This is a genomic window from Endozoicomonas sp. ALD068 (assembly GCF_049310145.1).
Taxonomy (GTDB): domain Bacteria; phylum Pseudomonadota; class Gammaproteobacteria; order Pseudomonadales; family Endozoicomonadaceae; genus Endozoicomonas_A.
Window position 1 is genome coordinate 1557852 of the sequence record NZ_JBLYNU010000004.1, and the last position, 16857, is coordinate 1574708.

A 16857-nucleotide genomic window follows, 5' to 3' on the forward strand; every position below is an offset into this window, starting at 1 on the left:
ACGTCTCCGGTTACTGATAGCTGGCTGCACCACGAATATTTTCGTGGCTGTCATGAAGAGGTAGTGTCGTTTGTTTCACCTCAGGTTGAAGAGCCTGTTTGTCTTTACCTGATTGCAGGATCGCCCGGATATTCTTGAGTCGGTAACCTTTGATTTTCCGGGCATGGGCGCAAGCATTGTTTAACCGGTCAGCTCCGTAATCCCGTTTGAGGTTCAATAACCCCAGGCAAGACCGATAAGCCTGCTCCGGATGCTCACGACTGTTCAACAGATACTGAGTTATCCAGTGAACATCGGGGCCCAGCTGTTTTGCCCACTCCAGCAGTCGTTCCGGTGTCCACTCCTGGTGCTTGCTATGTCGTTCAGGCATATGGCCTGATTGAGTGGTAAAACCGGTTGTGAACTTACGGGGGTGACAGGCCACAACTTCACCTTTGCAGAAGACAGTGACCGTATGTTCTGTTGCCTGAACTTCCACCTCTTTCTTGACCAGCTGATGAGGCACTGAGTAGTAATGGCCTTTACAGTGAATGTGATAGTCAATGTTCACCCTGGCTTTGCTGAACTCAGCGTACTCAAAGGCCTGTTTGGGCAAAGGTCGCAAAGCGGGTTCATCCAGTTGCTCAAAGGTACTTCGTCGTGTACCTGGCAGTTTTTGAAAGGGCTTAAGGTTGAGTTCAGTCAATAGCTCCCGTATACGACTGTTCAGTTCTGCCAGGGTAAAGAAGGTCTCATGACGAAGTCTGGCCAGTATCCAGCGTTCAACCAACTGCACACCCACTTCGGCTTTCGCCTTGTCCTTGGGCTTGTAGGGCCGAGCTGGAATGACCGCCACCTGGTAGTGGTTGGCCAGGTGTTGGTAAGCCGGGTTCAGGTCCGGTTCATAACGGCAAGCCTTACTGACACCGCTCCTGAGGTTGTCTGGTACCACGACAGCTGGAATACCTCCAAAGAACTCAAAGGCCCGAACATGAGACCCCAGCCAGTCTTCGGACTTCTGGGACAGGGTGGCTTCTGCGTAGGTGTAGTTAGAGGCTCCCATCACCGCTACGAAAATCTGGGCGTTATGGGCGATCTCACCGGTCTTTGGATTAACGACAGGGACCGTAAGACCGGCGTAGTCTACAAACAGTTTTTCACCCGCCTTGTGATGCTGTCGCATGGAACGTTTCTGGCAGCCCAGCCACTGGTTGTAGCGGTGACAAAACTGCGAATAGCTGTAGGCATTGAGAGTGCTCTCTTGGCAGTACTCCTCCCAGAGTGTTTGCTTGGTCACCTCCTTGCGCTTGAGTGACTGGTGAATAACGCCCCAGTCCGGGTCGACCAGACCCTGGCGGCTCGACAGTGGGGTCTCAGGGAACAGTGTCTGCACCAAAGTAGCCTCAGAGCAGTCCGAGGGCAGAGGCCAGCTCAGTGGCGACCGTTCAAAGGCCTGAACGTAGTTGGACACAGTGCCAACACTGACCCGCGTGCTGCGAGCTATTTGCCGGATACTGAGTCGGTACTCAAAGCGCATCCGGAGTATTTCTTGAAGTTTTCGCATGGAAATCCTGTTATCTGGCATGGCTGCTGTCCTTTCTGTTTAGAAAGGTCAGCGGCTAAAGTTCATGGAAATCAATGCGTAAGAGATAATCTACCGAAAGAAGAGTTTTCAGATTCTGGAGGCTTGAACACGGATTCTGGGCAGTTGAACAGCGATTCTGGAAATCGCCAAAAAGTGTTCAAGAGTTAACAGAATGGGTGTTCAAGCGCCGCCAGAATCGGTGTTCAAGAGTTAGCAGAATGAGTGTTCAAGCGATGCCAGAATATGCATATGATGCAAAATTATAGCTATAGCCGTGAAATTCTTGAATCTATTAATATGAAAAGCTGTAGGTATTTTGCAGTGGCTATAACTGAAGCTGGAGATAACATTGGAGTGATACTTTTTGAAAGCGAAAGAAAAGATTCATTTCCTAATGAAGTTAAAATACAAATAAGGGACTATTGCAGTGATTATCAAAGCCATCTTTGTAACTTTGTAAAAGATGGTATTTTGTATGATAAATCAATTGATTCTAACAAAGCACCAGCGACAGTCGATAATGATGCTGATGTATTGAATATGTTGGGAGGCTTAAAGTGACTAGGTTACAGAATATAATTGCTTACTTTTGCACCCAATATCCACATAAAGGTGAGCTATCTAAAGCTAGGCTGACAAAACTAGTTTATTTGGCTGACTGGTTTAGTGCTTTAGCAGATGAAAAACAGTTAACATCAATTAAGTGGCTGTTTAATCACTATGGGCCATATGTTGATGATGTTTTCAATGCAGTAAAAACTGGCGATGGTTTTACAATTGCGCACGAAAAAACCATGTATGGCTCTGATAAGCTTTTGATTGGGTTTGATGGTAATATTGAGCCTGTTGAACTATCTCCTAGAGATAAGCAGATATTAGATGCTGTAATCACTAAAACAAAAACATTATATTTCAATGATTTTACAGACTATGTCTATTCAACTTTCCCTGTCGTATCTAAGGATAGATATTCCTATCTTGATCTCGTAGGTCTAGCTCAAAAATACAAGGTAGAAAGCACCCTAACAAATGGTTCCAGGTGACGCCTACGGCGCACCTGATGCAAGCGTTATGTGCCAAATCAAGTTAAGTTAATATGAATGAGATCCACTTTCTTAACATAGATCTAGATATCGAATCGTCGATTGATATATCTCCCATCATCAAGGAATGGGGAGAGCGTATTTGCGTGTTTCGTAATGAAGAGATTGATGGTATTTACTATGGATCCTTTGAAACAGCCTGTAGCGGGATCGATGAGATAATTGCTGAGTATGTTTCTTTAATTGATGGTTTGTCCAAATCATCAAGAGATATCTGGGACAAAGCACTAAGGAGAGATTTTGACTTTGGCTATGAAAGTGGCCCCACAGCATGGCGTTATACGGCAGAAAAAATCAAAGAGCTATACCACAAGAGAGTTTTTATAGTGAAGTTAGAAAACGTTGTTCCTTGGGGACGTACACTCGAAGAGTATGAATTGATGTTTTCTTTGAGTGATAAGGATAAAAGAAAGAAAATACTTGGCTGTGGGGATGGGCCAGCAAGCTTTAACATGGAAATCAAAAAGCTTGGAGGTAGTGTAGTTTCAGTTGATCCGATATATCAGTTTTCAAAGTCTCAGATAATCACAAGAATCAAAGAAGTTCGTTCCCTTATTATGGAACAAATATATCTAAATAAAAATGAATATGTTTGGAAAAATATCAAATCTCCTGAAATGTTAGAGTCAGTAAGAATGTCAGCAATGAATGCATTCCTTAGTGATTACGATAGTGGTAGACTTGATAGTAGGTATATTTATGCTTCATTGCCAAACTTACCTTTCCAAAACAATGAGTTTGATTTAGCAGTTTGCTCACATTTTCTATTTCTTTACAGTGAACACTTTTCTGAATCGCAGCATATCGAATCAATACTTGAATTAACTAGAATTGCAAGAGAAGTAAGAATTTATCCATTACTAACATTGGATGGTAAAGAATCAAAGCATTTGCCGGTAGTAATAGAACATTTAAGAAAAAATGGAATTGAAGCTTCTCTCAAAGAAGTCAGCTATGAGTTTCAAAAGGGAGCAACTCAGATGCTAATCGTGAGAAGCCGTATAACAAAGCCCTAGAGTACGTTCCTCCCTAAAGGGCTCCACCCGATGCTGCCTTCGGCGCGCGGCTCAGGGCGGCGTTATGCGCTTCGATTCATCATAAATCATAACGTTGATACCATTTTATGACACTATGCTCTATAGTGCCTTCTATGAATGCTAAACACCGTAAAACGCTCACAGCGATATTCAAAGATCCAACCCCAAAACAGTTGGAATGGAAGGCTATAGAAGCCCACTTGATTGCTGTCGGAGCTGATATTATCGAGGGGCGCGGGTCACGTGTAAGATTCTATAAAGATGGGGAAATCGGAACTTTTCATAGACCGCACCCAAAAAAAGAGGCAAAGCCCTATCAGGTTAAAGATGCACGAGATTTTCTAACTAGAATTGGAGTTAAACCATGAACACAATGACATACAAAGGCTATGCAGCTAGCATAGAATACAGTGACGATGATGAATGCTTTATTGGTCATATCGCAGGCATTAAAGATCGAGTTGGTTTTCATGGTGAGTCAGTAACAGAATTAAAAGATGCTTTTCACGACGCAGTTGAAGATTATCTCGAAACTTGTGCCTCTGTGGGCAAAGAGCCTCAGAAACCATACTCTGGAAAATTGATGCTACGTATTCCACCAGAACTTCATGCAACCATTGCAACAGCAGCTCAGGTTAGCGGTCAAAGTATCAACCAATGGATTTCAAGAGCCTTAGTTCAAGCTTCTCGCATATAAACCAGCGCATAACAAGTGCGTGGTGTCGCCAGCAAGCTGGCTGGGACTGCCGCCTGCGGCGTCAGCCCCACACGCAGGCGTTATGCCTTTAATCCTCAACAGTGCTATTACCACTATTATCTCTGGTACATATTCTTACTCGATATTCTTACTCGCACACATCCATCTTTTGATTCAGTAGTTATTTGTGTAACAGAGTTGCCATGGTTTATTTGCTGCAAAGTTGCTGTTTGATCTTCTGAAGGTAAACTAATTTGAATAGGATCTCCCTCCTGTGTGCCATAAATGAAAATTCCTTCTCCACGCTGTTGAAGCTGAATAGAAATTCCACTGCTATGTGACAAATCTGGCATTGGAGGCATTGGAGGCATTAGAGGCATTGGAGGCATTGGAGGCATTGGAGGCATTGGAGGCATTGGAGGCATTAGAGGCATTAGAGGCATTAGAGGCATTAGAGGCATTGAGGGTATTGGAGGCATTGAGGGCGTTGCCGGTAAAAATTGTGCCGACATTGATAACCCATGTGCTCCAAATGTGTATGGAGCATATCGTTGACGACGTGAATGTCGTGGGTGACGTGATTCTTCATGGTTAGACATTACACAAATAACATCAACGCATTTATCATGCTCTTCAGTACTGTACTCTGGAGTATGAATACAAGCTTTCTGCATGCAATTCGGGCATGTATCATGGGCCTCAAACCAAGGGGCTATACAAGTGGCATGATATAAATGCCCACAACAAAGTTGTTGTACATTGTCACTATCTTCTAAAACTTCCAGGCATAAAGAGCAAGCCTCTTGCGCTAATGCTTGTAGAGGGATTATGAATAAAGATACGGTCAACAACTTAAAGATAAAAATTTTGTTCATGATGGAAGTCTATGCGCCTCAGCCCAGCTCAGTATAGGCATAAATCGGGTAAGGACTGGTCTTTCTCCAGCCCTCCCCACAGCACCCGGCATGCGGGTCCGCACCGGGCGGTTCACCGAGGATAGTGAAACCTGATCCATAACTCTTTCAGGGAAACAAGCCCAATATTTGCAAGATAACTGTCGTTGAGTGCCTGCTGTGTTGCAAAGGTTTTGCTCAACCGATAATACCCTTTGCTGCTGGCTGCAATCGAAGCGGCCTTGATATGATCAACGCCTAACTTGACTAAATTTCGATAACGGGTTTTCGGCTTGCGCCACTGCTTAATAAAACAGCAACGGATGCGCCGACGTATCCATTGATCCAGCAGCGGTATAGGACGGTAATATTCGGTTATTCTGAAATAACCCATCCAGCCCCGGATATATTCGGCAAGCTTTCGCAGGCGGTAGCCCATCGAGACTCCCCAGCTGCGGCTGGTGAGTTTGATGATTTTCCGCTTAAAGCGAAGCAGGCTTTTCTGTGACCAGCGGACTCTCTTCCCTGTGAAGGTAAAACTCAGGAACTCGACCTCAGTGGATTTCACCACCTTGCTTTTGGTCGGGTTGATTGTCAGTTTCAGTCGACGCTCAAGGTACCGGGTGATGCTTTCCATCACCCTTTCCCCTGCCCGTTGGCTGTGAACCACTATCACGAAGTCATCGCAATATCTTGCGAAACAGTGACCCCGATATTCCAGTTCCTTGTCCAGGTCATCAAGAAGTACATTCGACAGCAGCGGTGAAAGTGGACCGCCTTGTGGCATACCCACCCGTGTCGGGTAGCATTGCCCATCAATCATGACGCCAGCACGGAGGTAGCAACCAATCAGTTTTAGCAGACGCTTGTCGTTAATCTTACGGGCGACTCTCGACATGAGTACATCATGGCTGACGGTATCAAAGAACTGACTCAGATCAACGTCAACCGCCTGATGCAGCCCCTGTTTGATATAGCGTTTAACCTGTTGCACAGCATCATGTGCAGATCTTCCCGGTCTGTAACCAAAGCTGCTGTTTGAAAATCCGAGATCAAAGATGGGGGTTAACACCTGCACTATGGCCTGTTGTATAACCCTATCCTGAACGGTAGGAATTCCAAGCAACCTTTCTCCTCTATCGGGTTTCTCAATGACAGCCCGAAGCACCGGAGACGGTTTATATGTTCCATCCAGTAAGGCTTGGCGCACTGAAGGCCAATGCTGTTTAGCAAAGTCAGGGTAGGCCTCAATGGTGACTCCATCAATACCGGGAGCACCTTTGTTGCTTCTGACCTGTTTCCATGCCTTCAGTAAGTTGGCAGGCTCCAGTGCACAACTTAGTAGATCGTGGTTCAAAGCTGGTTAAAGATTCTGTCGCCAGACACAGTGTTTCGCCGTTCGGCTGCAATGCTCCGAGGGAATCAGTCTCCTCTTTGTCATCGGTGTTCAGTCCTTCGCTGACGATTCCTGTCGAACAACTACGCGGTAACTGCTCCTGCGTTACTCTAGCTCCTGCATCCATGCAGTCGTATGACGTCTGCTGACTTCTGTTCAATCACCACACAGGATTACTCCTTTGGGCGCTATTGGTTGTCATCGGGTTTGCTCGAACAGGGTGATGAATCTTGCTCGCCGAGCCTGTTGTAACCAGTGGCTGAGAACTGGGAATAACCAATCGCATGTTGAACAGACCTCGCCGGATAAGAACATGAACTGTCAGTGCACAACCGCCGCATTTACCGTGTCTCTCAAACCAGAGGGCTTTGTGATCATTGGCTCACTCGCCCACGAGACTCGGCCTTGTATACGATTTCTGGGGGACGCCCAGTCTCCGTCGGCTCGCACCTTTGCAGTCAGACTGCCTCCGCACAATCCTTCGCGGGATTGCAATTGCCTTAAGCTAGTGGTTATCATCGGTTGGCTTATTAGGCGCAAGATCCGATGCTGGTTTACCCACAGGGGACTTTCACCCCATAAGTTCATGCCCATGCCGGGCGTACCAAGTGCTTCAGGTGAAGCCTATGGTGTACCTGATGCAGGCGTCAGCTGCTAAGAGTAAATATGCACATTCCATCAAAATTTAAAGAAGAAAACTTGGATAAATTGTATGAGTTTATTCAAGAGCATCCGCTTGGCACTCTAATAGTTTCAGCTGAAAATACTTTGGATGCTGACCATATTCCGTTTTATCTTCAGAAACGAAAGAATGCACAGGTAATACTTCAAAGCCATATTGCAAAAGTAAACCCTTTATGGAAAAAGGTCTCAGACGGTCAGGAGGTTCTGCTTATCTTTCATGGACCAAACGCTTATATCAGCCCGAATTTATATCCATCAAAGAAAGAAACGGGTAAAGTCGTTCCAACATGGAATTACTCTGTCGTACACGTTAGAGGTCGAATTTTTTTCAGACATGAAAGTGACTGGATTATTCAGCTGCTCAACAATATTTCTGACTTTCATGAACTAAACCAAACCCTTCCTTGGTCAGTTTCAGATGCTCCGTTTGAGTTCACTAAAAAACTGATAAATGCTGTTGTTGGTTTGGAGGTCGTTATTGATGATATAGTTGGTAACTTCAAGTTAAGTCAAAATAAAACAGCATCAGACTATTCAGGTGTCGTAAACGGTTTGGCGGCTTCAGAAAACAATTCAGATATTTCTGTGTCCAAAAAAATGCAACAATCAGAACGCAGCTAACTGTCTGGGACGCAGCCTGCAAGCGTTAGCCGTCATAATAACATCGAGAAGTATCGTAATGTCAGGAATAGTAGATCTTGGAAAACTTCTGGAAAGTATGAACCCAGTGCTAGTTGAGGATGAATTTGTATTTTGCAATGTATCAGGTCAACTGTCCGAGTATATTAATTTAAACCCTCTTGCTACTTTCAATGAATCAGAGGGCTTAACATTGGTTTTACCAAAAAAATCTGCTGAAAGTGCTGGCATTAGTTTTGAAAATACCTACAAGCAAATCACTTTAACTGTGCATTCAAGCTTGGAGGCTGTTGGCTTAACAGCAGCAATATCAAACAAACTTGCGTCAAAAGGTGTCAGTGCAAATGTAATTGCAGCATATTTTCATGATCATGTTTTTGTTCAATCTGAAAAAGCTCACGCCGCATTAGCTGCTTTGCACGAAATATCGGGGAAAAACGGCTAACAAGCACATGGTGTCGCCAGCAAGCTGGCTGGGTCGCCTACGGCGCCCCACATGTAGGCGGTTATGTGGCACAAATCAACAATTGAGTAAAACGAGAAAAATATGAGAACTATTGGTCTGCTTGGAGGAATGAGTTGGGAATCTACCGCAAGCTATTACAAAGCAATAAATGAAGGTATCAAAGAAGTACTTGGTGGCTTACATTCCGCCAAAATCTGCCTCTATAGTGTTGACTTTGATGAAATAGAAAAGCTGCAACATTCTGGTTGCTGGGATAAGACAGGAAAAATTCTTTCTCAAGCCGCTCAATCAGTTGAAGCGGGTGGAGCTGATTTTATCCTCATCTGTACAAATACAATGCACAAGGTTTCAGAAGAGATTCAATCTTCTATTTCAATACCACTTGTTCATATTGCAGACGCAACCGCAGAAAAACTTATCACTGATGGAATAAAGCGGGTTGGTTTGCTTGGTACAAAATTCACAATGGAGCAAGATTTTTACAAAAATCGAGTTTCAGAAAATTATGGTATAGAGGTTATTGTTCCAAACGATCAAGATCAAAACATTATTCATCAAGTAATTTACAATGAGCTGTGCCTTGGTGAAATTAATGATGAATCGAGAGAAAAATATCTCGAAATTATCAGCAACTTATATTCGCAAGGAGCAGAAGCGGTAATTCTTGGTTGTACTGAAATTGCGTTGCTTGTTCAACAGCAGCATACAAATATCCCGCTATACGACACAACACAAATTCATGCAGCACAAGCTGTGAAGTTGGCAACCAGTCAAAGTGCCGCATAACAAGTGCGTGGTGTCGGCAGCAAGCTTCCTGGGACGCCGCTTGCAGCGGTGCCGCACAGGCAGGCGTTATGCCCTTATACCAAGAAAACAAATTACAATCTGACCGGTGAGAAAAATATAATGGCTAAAAAAGAATCACTCCTAAAACTCATAGAGATCATTGAGTCCCACAAGGCAAACCGAACAGATATGATGTTCAGAAATTATTTTTCTTTAGCATGTCATTTATCCCTTCAAGGGAAAGACGAAGCTTCGAGAAAAGTTCTCAGGAGCCTTTTTGATTGGCTTGGATATGAGAATAGGAAAACATATTTCAATAACATAATTCACACACTCCCACAATACGCTGAAGATTATGCTTGGGAAATATCAGCAAATTGTGAATTTAATGAGTTAGTTCAGGAAATTACTAGAAGCAAAGAACCAGCATAAGTTAAAAAAAGGCAAGCAATGAAAGTGGTTTCTATAGATACTGCCAAGCATTACAAATGGGGCGAAAAGTGTGATGGTTGGCATCTCGTAAAGTCTGCCATGCTCAGTGTAATCCAAGAGCGTGTTCCCAGTGGCTGTAGTGAAATTCGACATTTTCACCAAAAGTCAGAGCAGTTTTTCTACATATTATCTGGTAACGCAGTTATTGAAGCTGATGGAGTGGTTCATTCGTTGATTACAGGACAAGGCTTGCATATTCCGGCTAAAGTCCCACATCAGCTTAAAAATACAAGCTCTCAAGATTTGGTTTTTGTTGTCACATCTGTTCCGCCGAGTCATGGTGATCGTATCGAAGCATGGGCATAACGAATAAGGATAGATTGCGCCCAGCCGCAATCTTATCCTGTTGTTGCACAAGCCCAGGTTGAATTCTGGTAAGAAAGGTCTATTGAAGTTTACTTATCTGGCGGACCTTGAATCAAAACGTTTTTTCTGAACGCTATTTATTCAGGATGAGTGTCTCCAGACCACTGCATTACGGTAGTCTTGGGTATATCGGATCTGTCTGGCTGAGCTTACATTTCCTCCTTGCTTGTGAATGGCGGTGTTTGTTGATGTGACAATAGCTCAGGTCGGTTTCAGGAAGCTGAACGCAATGTGTTTCATAGGCTCACCGCAACGCCTGCATGTGAATTTCGGGCGAATCACGGGTTCGAATGCTTTGACCATCACATTTAAAACCAGTTGCACCAGTGATAATTGTTTTTTTGCGTTGCTGTGTAAAAATCCGTAATCCCGCGATCGTCGAAGTCGCCTGGGTAATACATGTTTCAGTACCAGCCACAGGAAGTCTTCTCCTGTGTCAACAGAATGGTGTAATAGCGCAGTTTCCGTGCAGTATTGAGCAGTCGTTCTACCTCTGCAGGCTTCAGGACAACGGGCAGTCGCTTGACGGTCGGTGGTTTGATGATTTCAACAAAGCCACAGGGTTTCCCAGAACATGTTTCCAGAAAAACTGCAGGCCATTACAATCGGTTTTGACCTTGCTCCAGGAATGGCTTTCCAGAAGGGCGGCAAAATAGGTTTTTAAATCCTCAGGGCTGAGTCTGTCAGGACAACGATCAAAGAAGGTTGCCAGCCGCCGAATTGGTCTGCTGTATAGATCAATGGTTGATTTACTTTTGCCCTGAAGTTTCAGGGTGGTGATGTGTTTTTGATACAGTTTGTCAAACCGGATTTGCTCAGAACGTTCCATGTTGCTTCCTTATATAAGCCGCGCCGGAGTGGTACGGATATCAGGAAGTATTGGCAATGTTGGGGTGGCTGGGATGAACGGTATTTTTTTGCCGCGTTAGCGGCTTGGTTCAACAACAACGATCATGGTGTATCAAACAGACGCATGAAAAAAATTCAGGTGACGCCTACAGCACACCTGATTTAGGCGTTATGTTGCATACAAATCAAAGGAATCATTCATCAAATGGACTTTCTCCCCAAAGTGTTGGAAGCAGAGAGATTAATTCTCAGACAATTCGAAGACGGTGATTGGGTTGATTTGCACAAATATTATTGTGACTCAGTAGCTACAAAATTCACAACTGGTCGCTCTTTTACAGAGGGTGAAACATGGAGAGCTATGGCAGGAATGATTGGCCATTGGCAACTACGAAGTTATGGCCCTTATGCTGTTGTAGAAAAGTCCAGTAACGCTGTACTGGGTCCAGTAGGCTTCTGGTATCCTAACGACTGGCCATCTCCAGAAATAAAGTGGGCACTGGCTCCGGAGTTCTGGGGACATGGCTTTGCAAAGGAGGCAACTCTGATTGTTCAAGCAACTGGCAAAAAAATTATGCCAGATTTGTCTTTGATAAGTTTTATTCATTCAGAGAACTTGGCATCAATAAAGCTAGCGAAATCTGTAGGTGCAAATCTCGAAAAAGAAACAGAGTTCAGAGGTGGGCTCTGGCAAATCTACCGCCATCCACATGCAACATAACAATTACAGGCAAAGGGATGGCTCACTGCGTTCGCAACACTTGCTGCAAGCGTTATGCTACGTACGTTTATAATAATAGGATTTAATATGTTAGATAAACTAAACAACAAAGTACTAATAATATGTTCATTGATATCTACATGCATTATGTTTTCAATTGTCATGTTTTATGTAAATCCTTTAATTGATGGTAAAAATGGGTTTGAAGTTATTGGCTTGCAGCTGGCTTTTAATAAATCGGTTGGTATCGAGTTGGTGAGACATTGGGGGGATTCTGGTATAAACAATTTTAAATCATTGATATTTACTGACTATATCTATGCTGTATCTTACTCTTTGTTTTTTTCATCATTATTGTCATTTCTTATTTTCAAGAACAACAAATCTAAGCACTTTTCTTATACTTGGGTTGTATACCTAGCTTTTCTAGCAGGAATACTCGATTGCATTGAAAACACTATTGAACTTCGTTTTTTAGAAAATACTGCAATTTTTTCGGATGATATATTTTTAATCCATTCTTGGCTTGCTGTTTTTAAGTGGGCCACCCTTCCAGTCATATTAGGCTATGTTTTAGTTTTGTCTGTGCCGAAAAAAAATACTATGACGATAGAAAAAGCATAACAAGGCCAGTCAGTCGGAATCGCTACGCTCTCCGCTGCTGGCGGCGTTAAACCGCATTACCTATCATTGACATACTATAAATGATATATATACTATATTTGGTATGTGGGAAATATACGAACATAAGAAATTGGCTGGTCAGCTTCGAAAAATTCCGAAGGATGTCTTGCAAAGGTATGAAAAATGGAAGGATATCGTAATGATCTCAGGCCCTGGAGGCCTAAAACAGATTCGTGGGTTTAATGATGAGGCCCTACGTGGAGAGTGGAAGGGCTTTCGATCATCACGCCTAAATATGCGATATAGAGTGATTTACAAAGTTGAGAAAGACAATGTTCTTGTGCAGGTCGTAAAAGTAACTCCACACGACTACAGGAGAAAATGAAATGAGCGAATACAGGAAAGCTAAACGTCATGTAGAGGTGTCAGTGGGCGATTCGGTTCGGATTGTACGAGAGCTTCAAGAGCTCAGTCAGAATGAACTTGCGGAAATAACTGGGATACCGCAGTCTACACTTTCTGCAATCGAAAATAATCGAGTCAATCTTGGAGTTGAAAGGGCCAAGATCTTAGCTCGTGCTTTAAAATGTCATCCAGCCGTTCTAGTCTTTCCTGGTTGGGATATTAATCAAGAATCAGCGGCTTAATTGCTTTATATCTCAAACATGGCTTTCAAGCATTACATCAAGCAGAGCAGAATTCTGTAACAACAACGATCATGGTGTATCAAACAGACGCATAAAAAAATTCAGGTGACGCCTACAGCACACCTGATTTAGGCGTTATGTTGCATACAAATCAAAGGAGTCATTCATCAAATGGACTTTTTTGTCCCCAAAGTGTTGGAAACAGAGAGATTAATTCTCAGACAATTCGAAGACGGTGATTGGGTTGATTTGCACAAATATTATTGTGACTCAGTAGCTACAAAATTCACAACTGGTCGCTCTTTTACAGAGGGTGAAACATGGAGAGCTATGGCAGGAATGATTGGCCATTGGCAACTACGAGGTTATGGCCCTTATGCTGTTGTAGAAAAGTCCAGTAACGCTGTACTGGGTCCAGTAGGCTTCTGGTATCCTAACGACTGGCCATCTCCAGAAATAAAGTGGGCACTGGCTCCGGAGTTCTGGGGACATGGCTTTGCAAAGGAGGCAACTCTGATTGTTCAAGCAACTGGCAAAAAATATATGCCAGATTTGTCTTTGATAAGTTTTATTCATTCAGAGAACTTGGCATCAATAAAGCTAGCGAAATCTGTAGGTGCAAATCTCGAAAAAGAAACAGAGTTCAGAGGTGGGCTCTGGCAAATCTACCGCCATCCACATGCAACATAACAGTTACAGGCAAAGGGATGGCTCACTGCGTTCGCCACCCTTGCTGCAAGCGTTAGCCCTCCTAAATCTAGCTAAGATCAATCCCTTGACTTTATTTGGCTCCAGAGTAAACTTAAAATCAATAAATTGATCTTATAGTAATTTTCATGTTAACTATATCTGGCAATGAAATAATAAAGCGCCTCTACTTTGATAACCCATGGTGGGAAACCTCCAATATTGAATCTAGGTACCAAAATTATCCCAAGAGGTTTTACTTTACTCCTTTCTTTGAATTGGTTAGAGAGTCATCTATAAATAGAGCTGCTGTCTTAATGGGGCCTAGACGAGTTGGTAAAACTGTTATGGTTTACCATACAATTGGAAAGTTACTTGAAGAAGGTGTTAGTCCGACCAGCATTCTTTATGTTTCTTTGGAAACACCTATATATACGGGTCTTTCGCTTGAACAAATTTTAAATTTTTTTAATGAAGAATTTAAGCATAAGAGAGATAGCAAACTCTATATAATTTTTGATGAGATACAATATCTTCCAAACTGGGAAGTTCATTTAAAATCACTTGTTGATTCATATGCATCTCATAAGTATATTGCCACAGGTTCAGCCGCTGCTGCTCTTAAATTGAAAAGCCGTGAATCAGGTGCAGGTCGGTTCACAGAATTTCATCTCCCATCTCTAACATTCGCTGAGTACATTTCGTTTATCAATAAGTCAGATAAACTCATGAGCTATGATGATGAATTTTGGGAAGCATTAGATATAGAAGAACTAAACAAAGAGTTTGTAAACTATCTTAACTATGGTGGTTATCCTGAAGCTGTATTTTCATCATTGATACAAGAAGACAGCTCTAGATATATAAAGAGTGACATAATTGATAAAGTGCTTTTAAGAGACTTGCCAAGTCTTTATGGGATAAATGATGTTCAAGAATTGAATAAACTTTTTAATGCTATAGCCTATAACACAGGTAATGAAATAACTTTAGAGTCATTGTCAAAGTCGTCAGGTGTTTCAAAAAATACCATAAAAAAATATATTGAGTATTTAGAAGCTGCTTTTCTAATAAAGATTATTCATCGTGTAGATATTAGTGCAAAAAAATTCAAAAGGGCAACAACGTTTAAGGTATATCTTACAAACCCTTCAATGAGGGCCGCTCTTTTTGGCCCTGTGGAGGGAAACCATGAAGCAATGGGAACCTTGACAGAAACAGCAATCTTCAGTCAGTGGGTACATAATCCCAATATAGAAAACTTACACTATGCTCGTTGGAAGGCAGGCGAAGTTGATATTGTGTGGTTAAATCTTGCAACTCAAAAGCCTTACTGGTGTGTTGAAGTAAAGTGGTCTGATTTACCATGCTCTGACTCTAGAGTTCTAAAGGGGATTATCGCATTTATAAAGCAGCATGATTTAGATGATGGCTTAGTAACCACAAAAACAATAACTCAGAAACAAACCGTTGATGGTGTTAAGCTACGATATAGGCCTAGTGCTGCTTACGCATACACCTTGGGAACAAATATACTCGGAGGGCTAAATCGGGTAGCCGGAGGATACTAACCTCCAACCCCCACCCCACGTAGCGTGCGGATCCGTACCGGGCGGTTCACCGAGGATGTTGAAACCTGATCCATAAGTCTTTCAGAGAAACAAGCCCAAGGTTTGCAAGAAAGCTGTCGTTCAATGCCTGCTGCACTGCAAAGGTTTTGGCCAACCGGTAATACCCTTTGCTACTGGCTGCGATCGAGGCGGCTTTGATATGGTCAACGTCTAACTTGATCAGATTTATATAACGGGTTTCCGGCTTACGCCACTGCTTGATAAAACAGCAACGGATGCGCCAACGTATTCATTGATCCAGTTGCGGTATGGGGCGGTAATATCCGGTTATCCTGAAATAACCCATCCAGCCCCGGATATATTCGGCATGCTTTCGTAGTCGGTAATCCATTGACACTCCCCAGCTGCGACTGGTGAGTTTGAATATCTTCCGTTTGAAGCGTTGCAAGCTCTTCTCTGACCAGAGGATTCGCTTCCCTGTGAAGGTAAAACTCAGGAACTCGGCTTCAGTGGCTTTCACCACTTTGCTTTTGGTGGCGTTGACGGTCAGTTTTAATGGGCGCTCAAGGTAACGGGTGAAACAGTGGCCCCGGTATTCCAGTTCCTTGTCCGGGTCGTCGAGAAGTACATTGGACAGCAGCGGTGAAAGAGGACCGCCCTGTGGCATGCCTACCCGGGTAGGGTAGCATTGCCCATCGATCATGAAACCAGCGCGGAGGAAGCGGCCAATCAGTTTTAACAGGCGCTTGTCGTGAATCTTACGAGAGACTCTTGACATGAGTACATCGTGGCTGACGGTATCAAAGAATTTACTCAGATCAACGTCAACTGCCTGATGTAGCCCCTGTTTGATATAGCGTTTAACCTGTTGCACGGCATCTTGTGCAGACTTTCCTGGTCTGTAGCCAAAGCTGCTGTTGGAGAATCCGGGGTCAAAGATTGGGGTCAACACCTGCACTCTGGCCTCTTGTATAACCCTGTCCTGAACCGTTGGAATGCTCAGCAGCCGTTCTCCTCCACCGGGCTTTTCAATAACAACTCGAAGAACCGGAGATGGCTTATATGTTTCATCCAGTATGGCTTGGCGCACTGAAGGCCAGTGCTGTTTGGCAAGGTCAGGGTAAGCCTCAATGACGACGCCATCGATACCGTTGGCAGTAATGGAAAGGTTAGATATGGTCAGGCAAGCATCAAACTTTGAGCATCCAGCCTAACCTGTTGGCCACAAACTCAGAGAGCACGGATTAAACAATCACGTTGGGCAGCAACCGCCTTTTAACAAGTGCAGTCAAAGGGAGGCTCACTGTGTTCGCGCCCTTGCTGCAGGCGTTATCAGTAGGGATACATTATGAGTAAATCAACGTTTGAAAAAACATCGATCGGTTCGGCTTTTGAAAGCCTTTTTGTTTTCCTGGTTGCGGGAATGCTATTGGTTGTTCTGGGTGGCTGTTTTGTAGATCTTAGTGGGGACTTGCCAGGTTGGTACTTAAATTTGATTCAAGAACCTATCTCGATCGGATACTTCTTTATATTGAGTATTCTAAGTCTATTGGCTACTGCTTTAGTTACTTGGGGAGGGACTAAGAACCATAATGAAAAGTGGTGGTTCCGGTAACTTTCAAGGTAGATGTCGCC

Annotated in this window: 22 protein-coding genes and 2 pseudogenes; 18 read left to right on the forward strand and 6 right to left on the reverse strand. The window is 43.4% G+C overall.

Annotated features, from left to right (window positions below; all coding sequences use genetic code 11):
• Nucleotides 1–10 precede the first annotated feature (10 nt).
• Nucleotides 11–1564, reverse strand: a complete 1554-nt coding sequence (gene istA / locus ACO6V5_RS05400) for an IS21 family transposase (protein ID WP_422441836.1) — start codon at nt 1562–1564, stop codon at nt 11–13.
• Between the two features lie 249 nt (nt 1565–1813).
• Between istA and ACO6V5_RS05405 the strand changes: the two genes are divergently transcribed.
• The 6 genes from ACO6V5_RS05405 (at nt 1814) to ACO6V5_RS05430 (ending at nt 4996) form a co-directional block, all read left to right on the forward strand.
• A complete protein-coding gene (locus ACO6V5_RS05405; protein ID WP_422413942.1) occupies nt 1814–2125 on the forward strand; it encodes a hypothetical protein in 312 nt (103 codons plus the stop codon).
• A complete protein-coding gene (locus tag ACO6V5_RS05410; protein ID WP_422133966.1) occupies nt 2122–2607 on the forward strand; it encodes a Panacea domain-containing protein in 486 nt (161 codons plus the stop codon). The genes ACO6V5_RS05405 and ACO6V5_RS05410 overlap by 4 nt, the downstream gene beginning before the upstream one ends.
• Before the next feature lie 53 nt (nt 2608–2660).
• Complete coding sequence (locus ACO6V5_RS05415; RefSeq protein ID WP_422413940.1) at nt 2661–3683, forward strand: class I SAM-dependent methyltransferase; 1023 nt, start codon at nt 2661–2663, stop codon at nt 3681–3683.
• 134 nt (nt 3684–3817) lie between these two features.
• Complete coding sequence (locus ACO6V5_RS05420; protein ID WP_422413938.1) at nt 3818–4072, forward strand: type II toxin-antitoxin system HicA family toxin; 255 nt, start codon at nt 3818–3820, stop codon at nt 4070–4072.
• Nucleotides 4069–4401: a type II toxin-antitoxin system HicB family antitoxin gene (locus tag ACO6V5_RS05425; protein WP_257282032.1), complete on the forward strand. Its 333-nt coding sequence runs from the start codon at nt 4069–4071 to the stop codon at nt 4399–4401. The genes ACO6V5_RS05420 and ACO6V5_RS05425 overlap by 4 nt, the downstream gene beginning before the upstream one ends.
• A 337-nt stretch (nt 4402–4738) precedes the next feature.
• Nucleotides 4739–4996, forward strand: a complete 258-nt coding sequence (locus tag ACO6V5_RS05430) for a hypothetical protein (RefSeq protein ID WP_422413944.1) — start codon at nt 4739–4741, stop codon at nt 4994–4996.
• 91 nt (nt 4997–5087) lie between these two features.
• Here ACO6V5_RS05430 and ACO6V5_RS05435 read toward each other — a convergent pair.
• Together ACO6V5_RS05435 and ltrA are read right to left on the reverse strand one after the other, a co-directional pair.
• Nucleotides 5088–5276: pseudogene (locus ACO6V5_RS05435) on the reverse strand (RING finger domain-containing protein); the annotation flags it as partial.
• A 112-nt stretch (nt 5277–5388) separates the two neighbouring features.
• A complete protein-coding gene (ltrA, locus tag ACO6V5_RS05440) occupies nt 5389–6651 on the reverse strand; it encodes a group II intron reverse transcriptase/maturase (RefSeq protein ID WP_422441842.1) in 1263 nt (420 codons plus the stop codon).
• A 705-nt stretch (nt 6652–7356) separates the two neighbouring features.
• Here ltrA and ACO6V5_RS05445 point away from each other — a divergent pair.
• From ACO6V5_RS05445 to ACO6V5_RS05465, 5 genes are all read left to right on the forward strand, one after another.
• A complete protein-coding gene (locus ACO6V5_RS05445; RefSeq protein ID WP_422133962.1) occupies nt 7357–7995 on the forward strand; it encodes an FMN-binding negative transcriptional regulator in 639 nt (212 codons plus the stop codon).
• Between the two features lie 58 nt (nt 7996–8053).
• Nucleotides 8054–8458, forward strand: a complete 405-nt coding sequence (locus ACO6V5_RS05450; protein ID WP_422133961.1) for an ACT domain-containing protein — start codon at nt 8054–8056, stop codon at nt 8456–8458.
• 102 nt (nt 8459–8560) lie between these two features.
• On the forward strand, nt 8561–9265 hold the full coding sequence (locus tag ACO6V5_RS05455; protein WP_422138106.1) for an aspartate/glutamate racemase family protein: 705 nt from the start codon (nt 8561–8563) through the stop codon (nt 9263–9265).
• 3 nt (nt 9266–9268) lie between these two features.
• Nucleotides 9269–9697: a hypothetical protein gene (locus tag ACO6V5_RS05460; protein WP_422138105.1), complete on the forward strand. Its 429-nt coding sequence runs from the start codon at nt 9269–9271 to the stop codon at nt 9695–9697.
• Between the two features lie 24 nt (nt 9698–9721).
• Nucleotides 9722–10063, forward strand: a complete 342-nt coding sequence (locus ACO6V5_RS05465; RefSeq protein WP_422413483.1) for a cupin domain-containing protein — start codon at nt 9722–9724, stop codon at nt 10061–10063.
• Nucleotides 10064–10324: 261 nt separating this feature from the next.
• Here the strand turns inward: ACO6V5_RS05465 and ACO6V5_RS05470 are convergent.
• Nucleotides 10325–10558, reverse strand: a pseudogene (locus ACO6V5_RS05470) (transposase); the annotation flags it as partial.
• Nucleotides 10559–10625: 67 nt separating this feature from the next.
• Nucleotides 10626–10952, reverse strand: a complete 327-nt coding sequence (locus tag ACO6V5_RS05475) for a site-specific integrase (protein ID WP_422413481.1) — start codon at nt 10950–10952, stop codon at nt 10626–10628.
• A 225-nt stretch (nt 10953–11177) separates the two neighbouring features.
• Between ACO6V5_RS05475 and ACO6V5_RS05480 the strand changes: the two genes are divergently transcribed.
• From ACO6V5_RS05480 to ACO6V5_RS05505, 6 genes are all read left to right on the forward strand, one after another.
• Nucleotides 11178–11693: a GNAT family N-acetyltransferase gene (locus tag ACO6V5_RS05480; RefSeq protein ID WP_422133956.1), complete on the forward strand. Its 516-nt coding sequence runs from the start codon at nt 11178–11180 to the stop codon at nt 11691–11693.
• Between the two features lie 87 nt (nt 11694–11780).
• Nucleotides 11781–12317, forward strand: coding sequence for a hypothetical protein (locus tag ACO6V5_RS05485; RefSeq protein ID WP_422133955.1), 537 nt, complete (start codon nt 11781–11783; stop codon nt 12315–12317).
• A 103-nt stretch (nt 12318–12420) separates the two neighbouring features.
• Nucleotides 12421–12702 carry a type II toxin-antitoxin system mRNA interferase toxin, RelE/StbE family gene (locus ACO6V5_RS05490; RefSeq protein ID WP_422133954.1) on the forward strand — a complete coding sequence of 94 codons (282 nt, stop codon included), beginning with the start codon at nt 12421–12423 and terminating at the stop codon, nt 12700–12702.
• Between the two features lies 1 nt (nt 12703).
• Nucleotides 12704–12964 (forward strand): helix-turn-helix domain-containing protein, encoded by a 261-nt coding sequence (locus ACO6V5_RS05495; RefSeq protein ID WP_422138103.1) that lies wholly within the window; start codon nt 12704–12706, stop codon nt 12962–12964.
• A gap of 171 nt (nt 12965–13135) precedes the next feature.
• Nucleotides 13136–13654 (forward strand): GNAT family N-acetyltransferase, encoded by a 519-nt coding sequence (locus tag ACO6V5_RS05500; protein ID WP_422133952.1) that lies wholly within the window; start codon nt 13136–13138, stop codon nt 13652–13654.
• A 146-nt stretch (nt 13655–13800) separates the two neighbouring features.
• A complete protein-coding gene (locus ACO6V5_RS05505) occupies nt 13801–15222 on the forward strand; it encodes an ATP-binding protein (RefSeq protein WP_422138102.1) in 1422 nt (473 codons plus the stop codon).
• A 289-nt stretch (nt 15223–15511) separates the two neighbouring features.
• On the opposite strand, the gene ACO6V5_RS05510 is transcribed toward ACO6V5_RS05505, so the two are convergent.
• Nucleotides 15512–16312, reverse strand: coding sequence for a reverse transcriptase domain-containing protein (locus tag ACO6V5_RS05510; protein ID WP_422413478.1), 801 nt, complete (start codon nt 16310–16312; stop codon nt 15512–15514).
• 258 nt (nt 16313–16570) lie between these two features.
• Between ACO6V5_RS05510 and ACO6V5_RS05515 the strand changes: the two genes are divergently transcribed.
• A complete protein-coding gene (locus ACO6V5_RS05515) occupies nt 16571–16837 on the forward strand; it encodes a hypothetical protein (RefSeq protein ID WP_422413476.1) in 267 nt (88 codons plus the stop codon).
• Nucleotides 16838–16857 lie beyond the last annotated feature (20 nt).